Source organism: Streptomyces lanatus, from assembly GCF_014655715.1.
Lineage (GTDB): Bacteria > Actinomycetota > Actinomycetes > Streptomycetales > Streptomycetaceae > Streptomyces > Streptomyces lanatus.
Genome location: NZ_BNBM01000001.1, coordinates 808,621 through 824,830 on the forward strand (window position 1 = coordinate 808,621; position 16,210 = coordinate 824,830).

Annotated in this window: 14 protein-coding genes; 10 read left to right on the forward strand and 4 right to left on the reverse strand. The window is 70.5% G+C overall.

Going from position 1 to position 16,210, the window contains the following annotated elements; translation table 11 throughout:
* Window positions 1–2 precede the first annotated feature (2 nt).
* Genes IE325_RS03605 through IE325_RS03620 form a run of 4 tightly spaced genes read left to right on the forward strand, consistent with a single transcriptional unit; the run spans window position 3 to window position 3,651 of the window.
* Window positions 3–956: an ABC transporter permease gene (locus IE325_RS03605; protein WP_190068155.1), complete on the forward strand. Its 954-nt coding sequence runs from the start codon at window positions 3–5 to the stop codon at window positions 954–956.
* A complete protein-coding gene (locus IE325_RS03610; RefSeq protein ID WP_190068156.1) occupies window positions 953–1,798 on the forward strand; it encodes an ABC transporter permease in 846 nt (281 codons plus the stop codon). The genes IE325_RS03605 and IE325_RS03610 overlap by 4 nt, the downstream gene beginning before the upstream one ends.
* A gap of 6 nt (window positions 1,799–1,804) precedes the next feature.
* Complete coding sequence (locus IE325_RS03615; protein WP_190068157.1) at window positions 1,805–2,806, forward strand: ABC transporter ATP-binding protein; 1,002 nt, start codon at window positions 1,805–1,807, stop codon at window positions 2,804–2,806.
* Window positions 2,803–3,651, forward strand: a complete 849-nt coding sequence (locus IE325_RS03620; RefSeq protein ID WP_190068158.1) for an ABC transporter ATP-binding protein — start codon at window positions 2,803–2,805, stop codon at window positions 3,649–3,651. Before IE325_RS03615 ends, IE325_RS03620 begins: the two co-directional genes overlap by 4 nt.
* A gap of 4 nt (window positions 3,652–3,655) precedes the next feature.
* Here the strand turns inward: IE325_RS03620 and lgoX are convergent, their stop codons facing one another.
* A complete protein-coding gene (gene lgoX / locus IE325_RS03625; RefSeq protein ID WP_190068159.1) occupies window positions 3,656–5,650 on the reverse strand; it encodes an L-glutamate oxidase LgoX in 1,995 nt (664 codons plus the stop codon).
* 252 nt (window positions 5,651–5,902) lie between these two features.
* On the opposite strand from lgoX, the gene IE325_RS03630 reads away from it, so the two are divergent.
* From IE325_RS03630 to IE325_RS03640, 3 genes are all read left to right on the forward strand, one after another.
* The gene (locus IE325_RS03630; protein WP_229911630.1) at window positions 5,903–7,411 is read left to right on the forward strand and encodes a family 43 glycosylhydrolase; all 1,509 of its coding nucleotides are present in this window, start codon (window positions 5,903–5,905) and stop codon (window positions 7,409–7,411) included.
* Between the two features lie 47 nt (window positions 7,412–7,458).
* Window positions 7,459–8,880, forward strand: coding sequence for a family 43 glycosylhydrolase (locus tag IE325_RS03635; protein WP_190068505.1), 1,422 nt, complete (start codon window positions 7,459–7,461; stop codon window positions 8,878–8,880).
* A 66-nt stretch (window positions 8,881–8,946) separates the two neighbouring features.
* Complete coding sequence (locus IE325_RS03640) at window positions 8,947–9,732, forward strand: polysaccharide deacetylase family protein (RefSeq protein WP_229911631.1); 786 nt, start codon at window positions 8,947–8,949, stop codon at window positions 9,730–9,732.
* Between the two features lie 134 nt (window positions 9,733–9,866).
* Here the strand turns inward: IE325_RS03640 and IE325_RS03645 are convergent, their stop codons facing one another.
* Window positions 9,867–10,877: a DUF2278 family protein gene (locus IE325_RS03645; RefSeq protein WP_190068161.1), complete on the reverse strand. Its 1,011-nt coding sequence runs from the start codon at window positions 10,875–10,877 to the stop codon at window positions 9,867–9,869.
* A gap of 207 nt (window positions 10,878–11,084) precedes the next feature.
* On the opposite strand from IE325_RS03645, the gene IE325_RS03650 reads away from it, so the two are divergent.
* The 3 genes from IE325_RS03650 to IE325_RS03660 all read left to right on the forward strand — a co-directional run bounded on the left by IE325_RS03650 (window position 11,085) and on the right by IE325_RS03660 (window position 13,428).
* Window positions 11,085–11,528 (forward strand): SRPBCC family protein, encoded by a 444-nt coding sequence (locus tag IE325_RS03650; protein WP_190068162.1) that lies wholly within the window; start codon window positions 11,085–11,087, stop codon window positions 11,526–11,528.
* A 72-nt stretch (window positions 11,529–11,600) separates the two neighbouring features.
* A complete protein-coding gene (locus IE325_RS03655) occupies window positions 11,601–12,083 on the forward strand; it encodes a hypothetical protein (RefSeq protein WP_190068163.1) in 483 nt (160 codons plus the stop codon).
* A gap of 28 nt (window positions 12,084–12,111) precedes the next feature.
* Window positions 12,112–13,428 carry a lanthionine synthetase LanC family protein gene (locus tag IE325_RS03660; RefSeq protein WP_434095391.1) on the forward strand — a complete coding sequence of 439 codons (1,317 nt, stop codon included), beginning with the start codon at window positions 12,112–12,114 and terminating at the stop codon, window positions 13,426–13,428.
* On the opposite strand, the gene IE325_RS03665 is transcribed toward IE325_RS03660, so the two are convergent.
* Window positions 13,374–14,531: an XdhC family protein gene (locus tag IE325_RS03665; RefSeq protein ID WP_190068164.1), complete on the reverse strand. Its 1,158-nt coding sequence runs from the start codon at window positions 14,529–14,531 to the stop codon at window positions 13,374–13,376. The genes IE325_RS03660 and IE325_RS03665 overlap by 55 nt on opposite strands.
* Window positions 14,532–14,582: 51 nt before the next feature.
* Window positions 14,583–16,040, reverse strand: coding sequence for an NCS2 family permease (locus IE325_RS03670; protein WP_190068165.1), 1,458 nt, complete (start codon window positions 16,038–16,040; stop codon window positions 14,583–14,585).
* Window positions 16,041–16,210 lie beyond the last annotated feature (170 nt).

Here is a 16,210-nt window from a genome sequence, read left to right on the forward strand (position 1 = left end):
CGATGTTCGCCTCGATCGGACGACGGCTGGCGGGACTTCTCGCCACCCTGCTGGCCGCGTCCTTCGTCATCTTCGCCGCCGTGTACGCGGCTCCCGGCGACCCCGCCGTGTTCCTCGCGGGCGGGCGCGACAAGCTCACCCCCGAGCGACTGGCCGCGGTCCGGGAGCAGTACCACCTCGACGAGCCGCTGGTCGTGCAGTACGGCCGCTGGCTGTGGGACTGCCTCCACCTCGACCTCGGCCGCTCCTTCCAGTACGGCGACCAGGTCTCCGACCTGCTGTCGTCCCGCTTCCCGACGACGCTCGCACTGGTCGGCTACGCCACCGTCCTGTTCGTCGTACTGGGAGTGGGCGCCGGAGTGCTGGCCGCGGTCCGGCGCGGCAGTTGGGTGGACTCGGCCGTCGTAGGGACCACCACCCTCACCGCGTCCGTGCCGTCCTTCGTCGGAGGCATCGCGCTGGTCGCCTTCTTCGGGGTGCGGCTGGGCTGGTTCCCGGTGACGGGCAGCGGCGAGGGCTTCGCCGGGACACTGCACCACCTCACCCTGCCCGCGCTGGCCATGGCGCTCGGCGCGGTCGCCGTCATCGCCCGGGTCACCCGGCAGGCGATGGTCGAGGCGGGCGCCGCCGACCATGTGGAGGTGGCCCGCGCCGCCGGGCTGCCGGAGCATCAGATCATCCGCCGGCACGTCCTGCGCAACGCACTCGGCCCGGTCGTCACGATGTGCGGCCTGGTCACCGCCGGAATGCTGGCCGGCACGGTCGCCATCGAGACCGTCTTCGGGCTCAGCGGCATCGGCTCGCTCCTGGTCGGCGCGGTCAACAGCCATGACTTCCCGGTCGCCCAGGCGGTGCTGCTGCTGATGGTCGCCGGCTACATCCTCGTCACCACCCTCGTGGACCTCGTGCACCCGCTGCTCGACCCACGCCTGAAGGCCATGAGGAGCTCCGCATGACCGCCGCCATAACCGTCGATGCCCGGCTGCCGGTCCGCCGCCGCCCCGTGCTGGTGATCGCCGGGGCCGCCTTTCTCGCCCTCGTGGTCCTGGCCGCCGCCTTCGCGCCCCTCCTCGCGCCGTACGCCCCCGACGCCGTGGACCTGTCGGCCTCCCTGGTCGGCACGGGCGGCGACCATCCGCTCGGCACCGACGCCTCCGGGCAGGACCTGCTCTCGCGCGTCCTGTACGGCGCCCGCACCAGCCTGATCGCCCCGCTCGCGCTGCTGGCCATCGCCGCGCTGCTCGGAGTCACCCTGGGCACGGTCGCCGCCTGGCGCGGCGGCTGGGTCGACACGCTGGTGTCCCGGGTCACCGACGTGATGTACGCCTTCCCCGGCCTGCTGTTCGTCGTGCTGATCATCGCGGTGTTCGGGGCGGGCATCACCACGTCCGTCCTGGGCCTCGGGCTGGCCTTCGCCCCGACGATCGCCAAGTACACCCGCAGCGTGGCGCTCACCGAGCGGGCCAAGCCCTACGTCGACGCCTATCGCGTGCAGGGCATGGGCGGCGTGCGGATCTGCGTACGACACCTCGTGCCCAACCTCGCCCGGTCGATCGTCGGGTACCTCGTGGTGCTGTTCGGCGAGGCGCTGATGAGCCTGGCCACCCTCAGCTATCTGGGGTTCGGCTCCCAACCGCCGAGCTCCGACTGGGGGTTGATGGTGCAGGAGGGCCAGGCGGCCATCGTCCAGGGTGCCCTGCTGCCCGCGCTGGTGCCGGGCACCGCCATCGCCGCCGTCGTGGTGGCCTTCAACGTGGTCGGGGTCTGGGCCGCCGACCGGCTCGGCGCCAGGAGGTAACGCCCCATGCTGCTCGACATCCAGAACCTCACCCTGGGCCTGCCCGGCGCGGCCCGGCCCCTGCTCGCCGAGGTGAGCCTCAGGGTCGGCGCCGGGGAGACCGTCGGTCTCGTCGGCGAGTCCGGCTCGGGCAAGTCCACCACCGCGAAGACGGTGCTACGGCTGCTGCCCGAGGCGGCGTCGGTCACCGGCCGTGTCCTGGTCGACGGCACGGACGTGCTCGCGCTGGACGGGGCCGGGCTGCGCGCCCACCGGGCCGGTACGGTCGCGATGGTCCACCAGGACCCGCGCTCCGCCCTCAACCCGGTGCGCCGCGTCGGTGACTTCCTCGTCGAACGCCTGACCAGCACCGGCACCACCGACCGGCGCACGGCCCGCGCCAAGGCCGTCGAACTCCTCGGCGCCGTGGGCCTGTCCGAGCCCGAGCGGCGCTTCGGGCAGCGCCCGCACGAACTGTCCGGCGGCATGCTCCAGCGCGTGGTCATCGCCGGCGCGCTCGCCGCCGAGCCACGGCTGCTCCTGGCCGACGAATCCACCAGCGCCCTGGACGTCACCACACAGGCGGAGATCCTCGCCCTGCTGCGGTCCCTGCGCGAACAGCGGGACCTCGGGATGCTGTTCATCACCCACGACCTTCATCTGGCGGCGGCGTTCTGCGACCGCGTGTACGTCATGTACGCGGGCCGCGTGGTCGAACAGCAGGAAGCGGACCGTCTCTTCACCCACGCCCGGCACCCGTACACGCGCGGACTGCTCGCCTGTTCCCCCGAACTCGAGGACATCGACCGGGCGTTGGAGCCGATCCCCGGGCGGCCGCCCTCCCTGTCCGACACGTTCACCGGCTGCCCGTTCGCGACGCGCTGCCCGCACGCCGAGCCGGAGTGCGGGACCTGGATCCCGGAGCCGGTGCCGTTGCCGGGCGGCGGTACGGCCGCGTGCCGCAGACTCGCCGACCTGCCCGAAGGACCCGTGGAGCAGCCCGTCCTGGCCAAGAGGAGCCCCGCATGAGCGCGATCGAAACCCGGCCGGAGGCTCCCCTGCTGGTGGCCGACGGTCTGACCAAGACGTACCGGCTGCCGGGCGGCGAGCGTCTCACCGCCGCCGACCGGGTCTCCTTCACCGTGCCGCGCGGCGGTTCGCTCGGCGTCGTCGGCGAGTCCGGGTCGGGCAAGAGCACCGTGGCCCGGATGCTGGTCGGCCTGGTGCGGCCGGACGCCGGGACGGTCGCGGTGGACGGCCGGGACCGGGCGACGAGACCGCCGTCCTTCGGCAGGGCGGCGCACCGGCTGGCGCGGGCCCGCGAGATACAGATGGTGTTCCAGGACCCGTACATCTCCCTCGACCCCCGCCTGACGGCCCGCCACTGTCTGCGCACTTCCCTGCGTCTGCACGGCCGCGACGCCGGCGACGGTCGGATCGCCGCCCTTCTGGACCAGGTGGGACTGGGCGCCCGGGAGGCGGGGGCGCGTCCGCACGAACTGTCCGGCGGGCAGTGCCAGCGGCTGGCCATCGCCCGTGCCCTCGCCGTCGATCCGCGCGTCCTCGTGCTGGACGAGGCGGTCGCCGCGCTGGACGTGTCGATCCAGGCGCAGATCCTGCGGCTGCTGGACGAGATCCGGCGGGACACGGAGGTCGCCCTGGTCTTCGTCAGCCATGACCTGGCCGTGGTCCGGCACATCACCGAGGAGACGGTGGTGATGCGCCGGGGCACGGTCGTCGAGCAGGGCCCGACGAGCCGGGTCCTCGGTGCGCCCGAGGACCCGTACACCCGCCTCCTGCTGGCCTCCGTGCCGCGCCGGGGCTGGGATCCGGCCGACGCGGAACGGGCCAGGGCGGAGGCGGATGCCGCCTAGGCGCCTATGCGCCGTGCGCCTCCAGCGCCGCCCGCACGCCCGATTCGAGGGCGCCCTCGATCCAGGACGGCTTCACCGAGGTGTGGTCCCCGGCGAAGTACAGCGGCCCCTCGGGTGTGCGGATCGCCTCGAGCAGCTCCGTGTGCTGGCCGGGCAGCAGCACGGACGCCTCCCCGTACGCGTACGGATCCCGCAGCCAGCTCTGGGTGCGTCCGGCCCCGGTGTAGAAGACCTCGACGCGCTGGCCGTAGACCTGTTGCAGGCCGCGTAGCGCGTGCGGGTAGCGGGCGTCCTCGTCGAGGGAGTCCCAGCGGGAGGCGTCGTCGGCCCAGCTGTAGGAGGCCAGGACGACGCCGCCCTTGCTGCCCTCGACCGGGTGGGAGGGGTTGATCATGAAGCGGTTGGAGTTGTCGGAGACCGAGCCGCCGCCAATGATGTGCGCCGCCTCGGGCTGGTCGCGGGTGCCCCACCGGTTCGCGGCGTAGTGCGCCCGCTGGGCTTCGCTGATGTGCCCGTCCGGAACGGAGGGATGGACGCCGAGAAGACTCCCATCACCCGGCGCCTTCCCCTTGCGGTAGTCGTCGTAGAGGCCGGGCCGTACGGCATCCAGCTCCCGCTTCCAGTCGTCCTCGGTGAACTCCCACCAGCGCAGGCCGAATTCGAGCAGCACCTTGGTCGCGCTGTCGTAGTGCAGCTCGGCGACCGCACGCCGCTTCTTGTACGACATCAGCGGGCTGACCTGCACCTGCCGCAGCCCGGAGAAGGGCACCGTCACGATCGCCGCGTCACCGGTGAACTGCTCGCGCACGACCTTGCCGTCGCGCCCCTCGGAGACGGTGTCGATCCAGACGTGCGGGCCCTTGGCGTCGACATGGGAGGTGTCGTCGGCGCCGGGCCGGCCGGGGGCCCAGTACTCGATGTGGGTCGCGCGCCGGTCGAGGCGCAGGACGTCGGCGACCTGCTTGAGCAGCGCGTCCGGCAGGGTGGCCGTGCCGCCGACCAGCTCCCAGAACGCGGTGTCGGGGCTGATCAGGGACTGGCTGATGAAGCTGTGGATGAAGGAGAGCGGCAGCCGTGAGGTGAGGTTCTCCAGGGTGCCGATCAGATCGATGGTGCGCTCGTCGAAGCCCGCCTCCTCGGTCAGGAAGCGGTACATCGACCAGTCGCCGTACCTCTGCACGACCCGCGCCCAGCCCTTGACGCGCTCGGGCATCGGCTTGTCGACACGCTTGCCGTCCGGGCCGACGGTGCTGAACTCGTCGCGTACGGGGTCCAGGGCGCGGCGCAGGATGGTCGAGGAGGGGGTGTCCCAGTGCTCGCGCGGGACACCGAAGGAGCGGTTGATCGAGCGGGGTGCCTTCGCGTACTCGGAGCGGCGCACGCGGATGCCGTTGACGTGCAGCCAGGCGTTGTTGACGGGCTTGCCCGCGCCGTCGACGTCGACGAGGCGGAACGGGCGGCGCTTGACGCCGAGTTGTTCGATCAGGCTCATCACCAGGGGATGGCTGCCGGGGATGCGCATGGCGCCGGCCTCCGCGTACTGGGCCGGGTCGGCGAAGGCCTGGGCCGCCTGCTCGTGCCCTCCGGTGCGGAAGGTCTTGATCCGGCCGCCGACGCGGTTGCCGTTGGCCTCGACGAGGGTGACCTGGTGCCCGGCCCGCTTCAGCAGCCAGGCGGCGACCAGACCGGCGGGTCCGGCGCCGACGACCAGGATCTTTCTCCCGGTTTTGGTGCCGGTGCGGGGCAGCCCGGAGTCGAGGATCTTCCGGTACTTGGGGGCAAGGGGCCGGTCGTGGTCGTCGACCAGCAGCAGGGCGCGGGCGACGGCCAGGCAGGTGTCCCAGTCCGCGGTGGACTTCGGTCGCTGCGGGGCGAGTTGGGGTGCGGCGGTCGCGGCGGTGGGCGCCAGGGCGGCGACGGCGGCCGTCGCGGCCGATGCGGTCGTGAACCGCCGCCGGGACAGGGCGGTTGGGCGGGCCGGCACTCGGTGATTGTCCATGTGCCTTGCATACGGGTGAAGTTGGGCAGCTCGTGGCGCATCCGTCCGTTCATCACCTGAACGGGCAAGCGCATGATCGTCTTCCCGCGCCCGGGGCGCCTCCGCACGCCGGTTTGTAAAGCGCATATGACGAAACCGTTGACGGGAACAAGGCCCACTTTTATCTTCGTGTCCCCATCACGATCGGAATCACGAACTCCGTTCGAAATACCGGACGCCAGCAGGAACTTTTACGGACAGGGACGGTCTCATATGCCCCGGATGTCTCACCCGCCGCTCAGGAAACGCCGTAGATCACTGATCCTCTGCGTCCTCGCGGCCCTGCTCGCCCTGGTGGCGACGACGCAACCGGCGTCCGCGGCGGAAGGCCGCCCGTACACCAATCCGCTGAAGTCGTTCAAGGGCGCCGACCCCTGGCTCCAGTACCACGACGGCAACTACTACCTGATCACCACGACGTTCACCGGCATCCTCGGCATCCGCAAGTCACCGACGCTCGCGGGCCTCGCCACCGCGCCCAATGTGCAGGTGTATTCGGACACCACGGCGACCCGCAACACCAACATCTGGGCGCCGGAGATGCACCTGATCAACGGCCACTGGTACGTGTACTACTCGGCCGGCCAGGGCGGTGTCGCCTGCTGCGACTCCCAGCGCACCCATGTCCTGGAGAGCGCCGGCACCGATCCGATGGGGCCGTACACCTACAAGGGTTCGCTGACCGGGTCGAATCTCACGCCGGGCGGCTGGCTGATCGACGCGAGCGTGCTCCAGGCCAACAACAAGCTGTATCTGGTGGGCAGCGGGTTCATCAACGGCAGTACGCAGAGCCTGGTCATCGCCCCGATGAGCAACCCCTACACCCTCGCGAGCAGCAACTTCACGATCATCTCCAGCCCGACCCTGAGCTGGGAGACCTCCGGCGGCGCGGTCAACGAGGGCCCGGAGCCGCTCTATCACAACGGCCGCACCTTCCTGACCTACTCCGCGAGCTTCTGCGGGACCCCCGACTACAAGCTCGGCCAACTCGAACTGACCGGCTCCGAACCGCTCAACCCGGCCTCCTGGACCAAGAAGCAGACCCCGGTCTTCCAGCGCAGTGACGCGAACGGCGTCTACGGCCCCGGTCACAACGGCTTCTTCACCTCGCCCGACGGCACCGAGAACTGGATCGTCTACCACGCCAACTCCGCCTCCAACGGAGGCTGCGGCAACGGCCGCACCACCCGCGCCCAGAAGTTCACCTGGAACGCCGACGGCACCCCGAACTTCGGCACCCCTGTCGCCCTCGGCACCACCCTGCCCGGCCCGTCCGGCGAGACGGCCGCGACGCCGACGTCGTACACCCTGGTCAACCGCAACAGCGGCAAGTGCCTCGACGTGAACGGCGGCAGCACGGCCGACGGCACCAACATCTTCCAGTGGACCTGCAACGGCGGGACCAACCAGAAGTGGAAGCTGGAGGACCTCGGCGACGACACCAACCGGCTGGTCAACGTGGCCACCGGCAAGGTGATGGACACCGCCGAGTGCTCCGCCTCCGACGGCGCCGACATCCGGCAGTGGTCCTGGCTCAACAACAAGTGCCAGCGCTACCGCCTCGTCCTCACCGCGTCCGGCGACCACGTCCGGATCGTCAACGAGTCCACCGGCAAGGTCGCCGACGTCGCCGACTGCGGCACCGCGAACGGCGCCGACGTACGCCAGTGGACCTGGCTCAACAACAACTGCCAGCAGTGGCGCCTCGTCCCCACCACATGACCGGTAACTGGAGAACTCCCTTGAGACGCATAGCCGTACGGCTGCTGATGGCCGTCCTCGTCGGCCTCGCGGCCTGCCTCGCCGGGCCCGCCCCCGCCGCCCAGGCCGCAGTCCCCGCCTCCCCCGGCGTCACCTACACCAACCCGATCGCGGAGAAGCGGGCCGACCCGCACATCTTCAAACACACCGACGGCTACTACTACTTCACCGCGACCGTCCCCGAGTACGACCGCATCGTGCTGCGCCGCGCGACCACCATCCAGGGCCTGTCCACGGCCCCCGAGACCACCATCTGGACCAAGCACGCCAGCGGTGTGATGGGCGCGCACATCTGGGCGCCGGAGATCCACTTCATCGACGGCAAGTGGTACGTCTACTTCGCCGCCGGCGCCACCAACGACATCTGGGCGATCCGGATGTACGTCCTGGAGGGCACCGGCGCCAACCCGCTGACCGCGAGCTGGACGGAGAAGGGGCAGATCAAGACCCAGTGGGAGAGCTTCTCGCTGGACGCCACCACCTTCGTCGTCAACGGCGTGCGCTATCTGTCCTGGGCGCAGCGCGACCCGTCCGTGAACAACAACACGGACGTCTACCTCGCGAAGATGGCCAACCCCTGGACCATCACCGGCACTCCGGTGATGCTGTCGCGGCCCACCTACTCCTGGGAGACGGTCGGCTACAAGGTCAATGAAGGCCCGGCGGTGATCCAGCACGGCGGCAAGGTCTTCCTGACGTACTCCGCCAGCGCCACCGACAGCAACTACTGCCTCGGCATGCTGACCGCCTCCGCGAGCGCCGATCTGCTCAACACCGCGAACTGGAGCAAGAGTTCCACGCCGGTGTTCACCAGCAACGCGAGCACGAGCCAGTACGGGCCGGGCCACAACTCGTTCACCGTCTCCGAGGACGGCAAGAGCGACATCCTCGTCTACCACGACCGCAGCTACAAGGACATCACCGGCGACCCGCTCAACGACCCCAACCGCCGCACCCGCGTGCAGAAGCTGTACTGGAAGGCCGACGGCACCCCCGACTTCGGCATCCCGGTGGCCGACGGGGTCACGCCGCAGCGGTTGTCGTCGTACAACTTCGCGGACCGTTTCATCCGGCACTGGGAGTACCGGGCGCGTATCGAGGCCAATGTCTCGCCGCTCGCGGACTCGCAGTTCCGTACGGTCACGGGCCTCGCGGGCAGCGGCACGGTCTCGCTCGAGTCCACCAACTTCCCCGGCTACTACCTGCGGCACAAGAACTTCGAGGTGTGGCTGGAGAAGAACGACGGCTCGGCGACGTTCGCGTCGGACGCCAGCTTCTACAAGCGGGCCGGGCTCGCCGACTCGGCCGGGGTGTCGTACGAGTCGTACAACTACGCGGGGCGGTACGTCCGGCACTACGACTACCTGTTGGTCGTCCAGACGCCGAGCACGGCTACGGATCGGGCGGACGCCACGTTCTACGCGCAGTAAACCAGCAGGTCAGGCAGCATAGAGTCACTATACATGGCGTGTATACTCGCCATGTATAGTCGCGGCATGCCTTTTCCGATCAACAAGATGAAGAAACGTTGGGCCTGGTTGTGTGCCGCTGCCGTTCTGGTGGCGGCCGCTTCCTTGGTGGCCTTCACTCAGTACGTGCGCCTGGACACCACGTCGCCCAGCGAAGCCCGGGCACAGGCCACGTCCATCACCAAGGCCGCCCGCTCCGGCGGCGTCGACTGCGACACGGCCAAGTGCGTCGCGCTGACCTTCGACGCCGGGCCCAGCGAGCACTCCGCGCGGCTGCTCGACATCCTCAAGGAGGAGAAGGTCCCGGCGACCTTCTTCCTGCTCGGCAAGCGGCACATCGAGAAGTACCCGGAACTGGTCGAGCGGATGGCCGCCGAGGGCCATGAGGTGGCCAACCACACCTGGGACCACAAGAGACTCACGGAACTGGACGCCGACGAGATACGGGAGGAGATAGACCGGCCCAACGACGAGATAGAGCGCCTCATCGGACGGCGCCCCACGCTGATGCGTCCGCCGCAGGGCCGTACGAACGACACGGTGCACGACATCTGCCGCGAGCTGGGGATGTCGGAGGTCCTGTGGAGCGTGACCGCCAAGGACTACACGACCGATGACTCCGACCTCATCCGCCAGCGCGTCCTCGACCAGACCGAGCGGGACGGGATCATCCTGCTGCACGACCTCTACGACGGGACCGTGCCGGCGGTGCCCGGGATCATCGACGAGCTCAAGGAGCGGGGGTTCGTGTTCGTGACGGTGCCGCAGTTGCTCGCGCCGGGGAAGGCCGAGCCTGGGAAGGTGTACCGGTGAGGATCCGTCTCACCGGGTGAGGTGAAGGCGGTACGGAGAGCGGTGGATCATCGTCGGGCGCATCTCGTCCGGGGCGCGGTCCGGGTCGCGCTCATCGTGCCGTACACGCGGCGGGGCACGGTGGACGACCCCGGTCAGAAGACGACCGACCACCCCTCCCGCCCCGCCTGCTCCGCCGTGTACGAGACGCCGTCCACCTTGAGCTTGCCGGCGTCGAGGAGGCTGATCTCGCCGCCGTGGTTGCCGAGTTGGGCGCCGGTGGCGAGGGGCACGGTGAGGGTGGCTCCGGCGGCGAGCGGGCCTGTGGGGACGGCGGAGGCCTGGCCGAGGCGGTCCTGGATCTGCCAGCCGGTCAGGTCGACGGGGTCGGGTGAGGCGTTGAGCAGGGTGACGCTCTCGGCCTCGGGGGCCGGGCCGCGCGGGTTGACGAGGGCGGCGACGATACGGACGGGCCGGGTGCCGGGCACCGGGCGGGAGCCGTCGACGTCCTCGATGGTGTGGCCGGTGACGTCGTCCGTCTTCCAGGACTGGCTCTGGAAGGCGAGGAAGACGGCGACCCAGCGATCCTGCGCCGGGAAGTGGATCAGCAGTCCGCCGTCCTGCCAGACGCCGTCGGAGTCGCGGAAGCGGCCGCTGTTGCCCTGGTTCATATGGATGTCGTGGACGCCGTTGCCCGGCAGGAAGCCGAAGATCTTGTCCTTCGTCCTGGCCTCGGGCCCCCAGCGCTCGCCGAACAGATACAGCCGGGCGTCCTGGTCGGCGACCGCGCGGCGCACGGAGTGGTCGAGGAGGTCGGCGAGGTCGTTGTCGGGGCCTTCGAGGTCCGGGGGCAGCTTCCGCATCAGGGCCGGGTCGAAGAGGTTGCCGCGCACGAAGTCGAGGTTCGGGCCGCCGGGGCCGGGCGGCAGGGTGTTCCAGCCGCTCGCCAGTCCCGCGAGGCGGGCCGTGATCGGGTGCCGGAAGTCCTCGCTGACGAAGTACAGCAGCTCGGACGGCTGCTGCTGGGAGAGGACGTTGACGGCGGCTCGGTAGGCCGTGCCCTGATCGTCGGTGACATGGATCTGGTAGTGCGGCGAGTCGCCGCCGCCCTCGCGCCGGGTGTCGACGGCCCGTCCGATGAGCACGCCGTAGGTCTTCAGTGGCATGACGATCAACTCCCCCTGGAGGCGGTCGGATTGCCCGCTCTTGGGAGGAAGGGTAGGGCGGTGGGGGCGCCGTCCGGAGGCGAGTTCACCTCACGTACGTCTGCCCGCCGACAGCCGGTCGGCCCACTTTGCCCATCCCGTATACGCCGCCCGCTCCCGCCGATGACCAGCACTGTTTCCGCGGAACCGTTCCGTAAGATCGCTCCCGTGGCGAACTTCCTCCTCCAGCGCACGGTCCCGCTCCCCCTCCCCGAGGCGTGGCGCCGCCTGACGGAGTGGCCCCGCCATGCCGATGTCGTCCCCCTGACCCACGTCCGCGTCACCACCCCGGAACCGACCCACGTGGGCACCCGTTTCGTCGCCCGCTCCGGCGTCGGCCCGCTCGCCTTCGACGACCCGATGGAGGTGACGGTGTGGCAGCCGCCGGGGGACGACGACACGCCTGGCCTGTGCCGGTTGGAGAAGCGGGGCCGGGCGATCCGGGGCTGGGCCGAGATCGAGGTGCTTCCCGGGCCGGGCGGGCGGGCGCGGGTGGTGTGGCGGGAGGAGTTGCAGGTGCGGTTCGTGCCGGGGGTCTTGGACAGGGCGGTGGGACGGGTGGGCCGGTATGTGTTCGGGCGGGCGGTGAACCGGCTGCTGCGCATGGCCTGACGCGAGGCGATGTCAGTGCTCTTTCGTAGGGTGGCGGCGATCTGACGGATCTCGCATGGGGAGGGCGAAGCCATGGGCGCCAGTGGCTGGCAGTACGTCACCGCGTACAAGGGCGATGTCGAGGAGTCCTTGGCCGCACTGCACGAGGAGGTGTTCGCGGAGCTCTACGGCAACGACGAGGAGTACGCGTCGATCGAGGAACTGTGGGCGGACGAGGAGTTCATGGAGGAGGAGGGCACCCATTCGATCCTGGACATCCAGCGGGTCGTTCACACGACGGCCGCCCCGTCGGAGTACGTCGCCGAGGACCACGGGACGCTGCGGCCCCTGCCGGACCATCGGATCGCGCACCACTTCGGCAGCGACCGGCCCACGCTCGAAGGATTCCAGGAACTGCTCGACGCGTCGTACACGGCACTGCGCACGCGCCCACCGCACGAGCGGGGGCACACGCTCCTCGACGAGTGCCTGATGCGGTGGACCGGTGTGTTCGTCGTCCTGTACACCGGTGAGGATCCGAGCCACTTGGGGATCTTCGGGTACTCGGGCGACTGACCGGACGACGGCGAGGGAAGCGGGGGCAGTGGACGTGACACCCGATGAGGTCGAGGCGCTGGCGGAGGACGGGCTGCGGTGGCTGTCGGCCGTCGCACGGGACGCCGGGGACGGCGGTCTCGGCTGGCCCGTCAGGCCCTCCGACGACGAGTTGGACCCCATGCTCTACAACGGCACGGCCGGAGTGGTCCCGGTCCTCCTGGAGGCCTGGCGGCACTTCGGCGACGACTCCTACGCGGACATCGCCGTGCGCGCGGCCCGCGGCCTGGCGGCGTCGGTCGAGAGCTGGGACGACGACTCCCTGTACTTCGGCCGCACCGGAATGGCCCTCGCGCTGCGTGCCGTCCACGACGACCTGGGCGACACCGCCGCGGGGGCCGCCGCGGACCGGGCCCTTGAGCTGGTACGGGCTGCCCGCGGCGAAGCCGCTGATGGATGCGGCGACGGGACCCGGTGGGGCGAGCTGTTCGAGCTGATGGGCGGCAACGCCGGCATCGGTCTCGGCGCGCTCCTGGCAGGGGACGACGAACTCGCCGTACGGGCGGTGGAGCCCTACGTCCGCACGGCCGAGCCGACCGCGGCGGGCGTGCTGTGGCAGCACCGGCCCGGTGTGGAAGCGCGTATGCACCACATCTCGCACGGCACGCTCGGCATCGTGTACGGGCTGGCCGCGGTCGGCCACGCGACCGGTCGCACCGACCTCGTCGACCTCGCGCTGGCCGGTGCCGCGGACGTCCTGTCCCGCGACGAGGCGGGGCCCGAGGGCTTCCTCGTCCCCCACTCCGACCCGCCGTACCACTCGGGGAGGACGGAACGGTACAACTACGGCTGGTGCCACGGCCCCACCGGTGACGCCCAGGTCTTCCGTCTGCTGCGGGACCTGACGGCCGACCCCGCCTGGCCGGCCCTCGCCGACCGCTGCTGGCACAGCGTCACGCGCTCCGGCCTGCCGAACCGGCTGCGCCCGGGCTTCTGGGACAACAACGGCCGCTGCTGCGGCACGGCGGGCGTCCTTGCCCTGGCCTGCGACCGGATCGCCGAGCAGGGCGACTCCCCCGAGTTCGCCGGGGTCCTCGTCGCCGACATCGCCGCCCACGCCGTCCGCGACGGCGCGGGCGTCCGCTGGTCCAACGTCGAGCACCGCGACGACCCGAGCACTCTGGAACCGCAGACCGGGTGGGCCATGGGCAACGCGGGAATCGTGCGCGAACTCCTGCGCCACGTGCGGATCAGCCGCGGCGGCGATCCCGCCTACGCCTTCGCCTGGCCCGACCAGCCGGTACCGCGGTCTCAGGCCACCGACCCGATCCGCCCGGCCGGCGAGGAGGTGGACGTGACGTCGTGATGGATCGGCGTGTGCGCGCCGGTCAGTGACAGCCCGCTGCCGCCCCGCCGGGCCGCGACGATCTCCGCGGCGATCGACAGGGCCGTCTCCTCGGGCGTACGGGCGCCGAGGTCCAGGCCGATCGGGGAGCGCAGCCGGGCCAGCTCCAGCTCGGTGACGCCGACCTGCCGGAGCCGCTCGTTGCGCTCCAGGTGGGTGCGGCGGGAGCCCATCGCGCCGACGTAGGCCACCGGCAGCCGCAGCGCCAGTTTCAGCAGGGGGACGTCGAACTTGGCGTCGTGGGTGAGCACGCACAGGACCGTCCGCGCGTCCACCTCCGTGCGCTCCAGGTATGTGTGCGGCCACTCGACGACGATCTCGTCGGCGTCCGGGAAGCGGGTCCTCGTCGCGAAGACGGGGCGGGCGTCGCACACGGTCACGTGGTAGTTCAGGAACTTGCCGGTCCGCACCAGCGCCGACGCGAAGTCGATCGCGCCGAAGACGATCATCCGGGGCGGCGGGACCGAGGACTCGACCAGCACGGTCAGCGGGGCTCCGCAGCGCGATCCCTGTTCGCCGATCTCCAGGGTGCCGGTGCGGCCCGCGTCCAGGAAGGCGCCCGCCTCCGCGGCGACCGTGCGGTCCAGTTCGGGGTGGCCGCCGTAGCCGCCGTCGTAGGTGCCGTCGGGGCGGACCAGCAGGGCGCGGCCCATCAGGTCGGCGGGGCCGGACACGATCCGGGCCACCGCCGACGCCTCGCCGGCCGCCGCCGCGGCCAGCGCTGCCGTCACCACCGGCCGGGCCGGGTCCTGCGCCCGTACCGGGGTGACCAGGATGTCGATGATGCCGCCGCACGTCAGGCCGACGGCGAAGGCGTCCTCGTCGCTGTAGCCGAAGCGCTCCAGGACCGTCTCGCCGTCCTGAAGCGCCTGTTGGCACAGTTCGTAGACCGCGCCCTCCACACAGCCGCCGGAGACCGAGCCGATCGCCGTGCCGTCGGCGTCCACCGCGAGCGCGGCGCCGGGCTGGCGGGGTGCGCTGCCGCCGACGGCCACCACGGTGGCCACGGCGAAGTCGCGTCCCTGCTCGACCCACCGGTGCAGCTCTTCGGCGATGTCCAGCATCTGTCGGTCTCCTTAAAGCGGTTGTGTGGAGGGCGGGTACCAGCACACCTGCTAGTGCACGCCCATCCAGCTCTCAATGGGATTGAGGGCGAAATAGACGATGAAGATGCCTGTCAGGGCCCACATGAACGCCCCGATCTCCCTCGCCTTGCCCTGAGCGATCTTGATGGCCACGTACGAGATGACGCCGGCGGCGACACCGGCCGTGATCGAGTAGGTGAACGGCATGATGACGACCGTGAGGAACACCGGGATCGCGGTGGCCCGGTCGGCCCAGTCCACATGGCGGGCGTTCATCATCATCATGGCGCCGATGACCACCAGGGCCGCCGCGGCGACCTCGCCCGGCACGATCGCCGTCAGCGGGGTGAAGAAGAGACAGGCCGCGAAGAACAGTCCGGTGACGACGGAGGACAGGCCCGTACGGGCGCCCTCGCCGACGCCGGTCGCCGACTCGACGAACACCGTCTGGCCCGAAGCGCCGGCCACGCCGCCGATCGCACCGCCCGCACCGTCGATGAACAGCGCCTTGGACAGGCCCGGCATCCGGCCCTTGTCGTCGGCGAGCTTGGCCTCGGTGCCGACGCCGATGATGGTGGCCATCGCGTCGAAGAACCCGGCGAGCACCAGCGTGAACACGATCATGCCGACCGTCATCGCGCCGACCTCGCCCCAGCCGCCGAACTCGACATCCCCGAAGATCGAGAAGTCGGGCATGGACACCGCGCTGCCGTGCAGTTCGGGAGCGCCGCTGGCCCACTGCTTGGGGTCGATGACGTCGAGTGCGTTGAGGGTGACGGCGATCACGGTGCCGCCGACGATGCCGATCAGGATCGCGCCGGGGATGCCGCGCGCCTGGAGCATGAAGATCGCGAGCAGGGTGATGGCGAAGAGCAGCACCGGCCAGCCGGCCAGCTCGCCCGCGGGGCCGAGGGTGACGGGGGTCGCCTTGCCCTGGTGCACGAAGCCGGCCTTCACCAGGCCGATCAGCGCGACGAACAGGCCGATGCCCATGGTGATGGCGTGCTTCAGCGCCAGCGGGATCGCGTTCATGATCATCTCGCGCAGGCCGGTGACGACCAGCAGCATGATGACCACGCCGTACATCACGCACATACCCATGGCCTGCGGCCAGGTCATCTGCGGGGCGACCTGCGAGGCGAGGACGCCGGAGACGGAGAGGCCGGCGGCGAGGGCGAGCGGCACCTTGCCGAAGAAGCCCATCAGGAGTGTGGTGAAGGCCGCCGCGAACGCGGTCGCGGTGATCAGCGCCTTCTGGGCGAGGGTGTCGCCCGCCGCGTCCTTGCCGGACAGGATGAGCGGGTTGAGCAGGAGGATGTACGCCATCGCCATGAAGGTGGTGACGCCGCCGCGCACCTCGCGCGCGACCGTGGATTCTCTCTTGGTTATGTGAAAGTACCGGTCGAGCCAGGACCTGCCGGCCGGGACGCGGGTGCCTTCTCCCGCGTCTTCGGCTGTGGTCGCCGGCTCCAGTGACTGCTGGGTCATGTGGGCCTACTCCCAAGGTTCAAAGGGGCACCCGCCAAGCCGCCCTGACGGCTACGGGATTTGGGAAGGTGCTTCGGCCGCACGACCCGGGGGACGGCCCGAGACGAACGAACAGGATCTGTGGTGCGGGTACTTGCGTGTCCCCGACCCGCCGCGAGCGGTGCGGCATG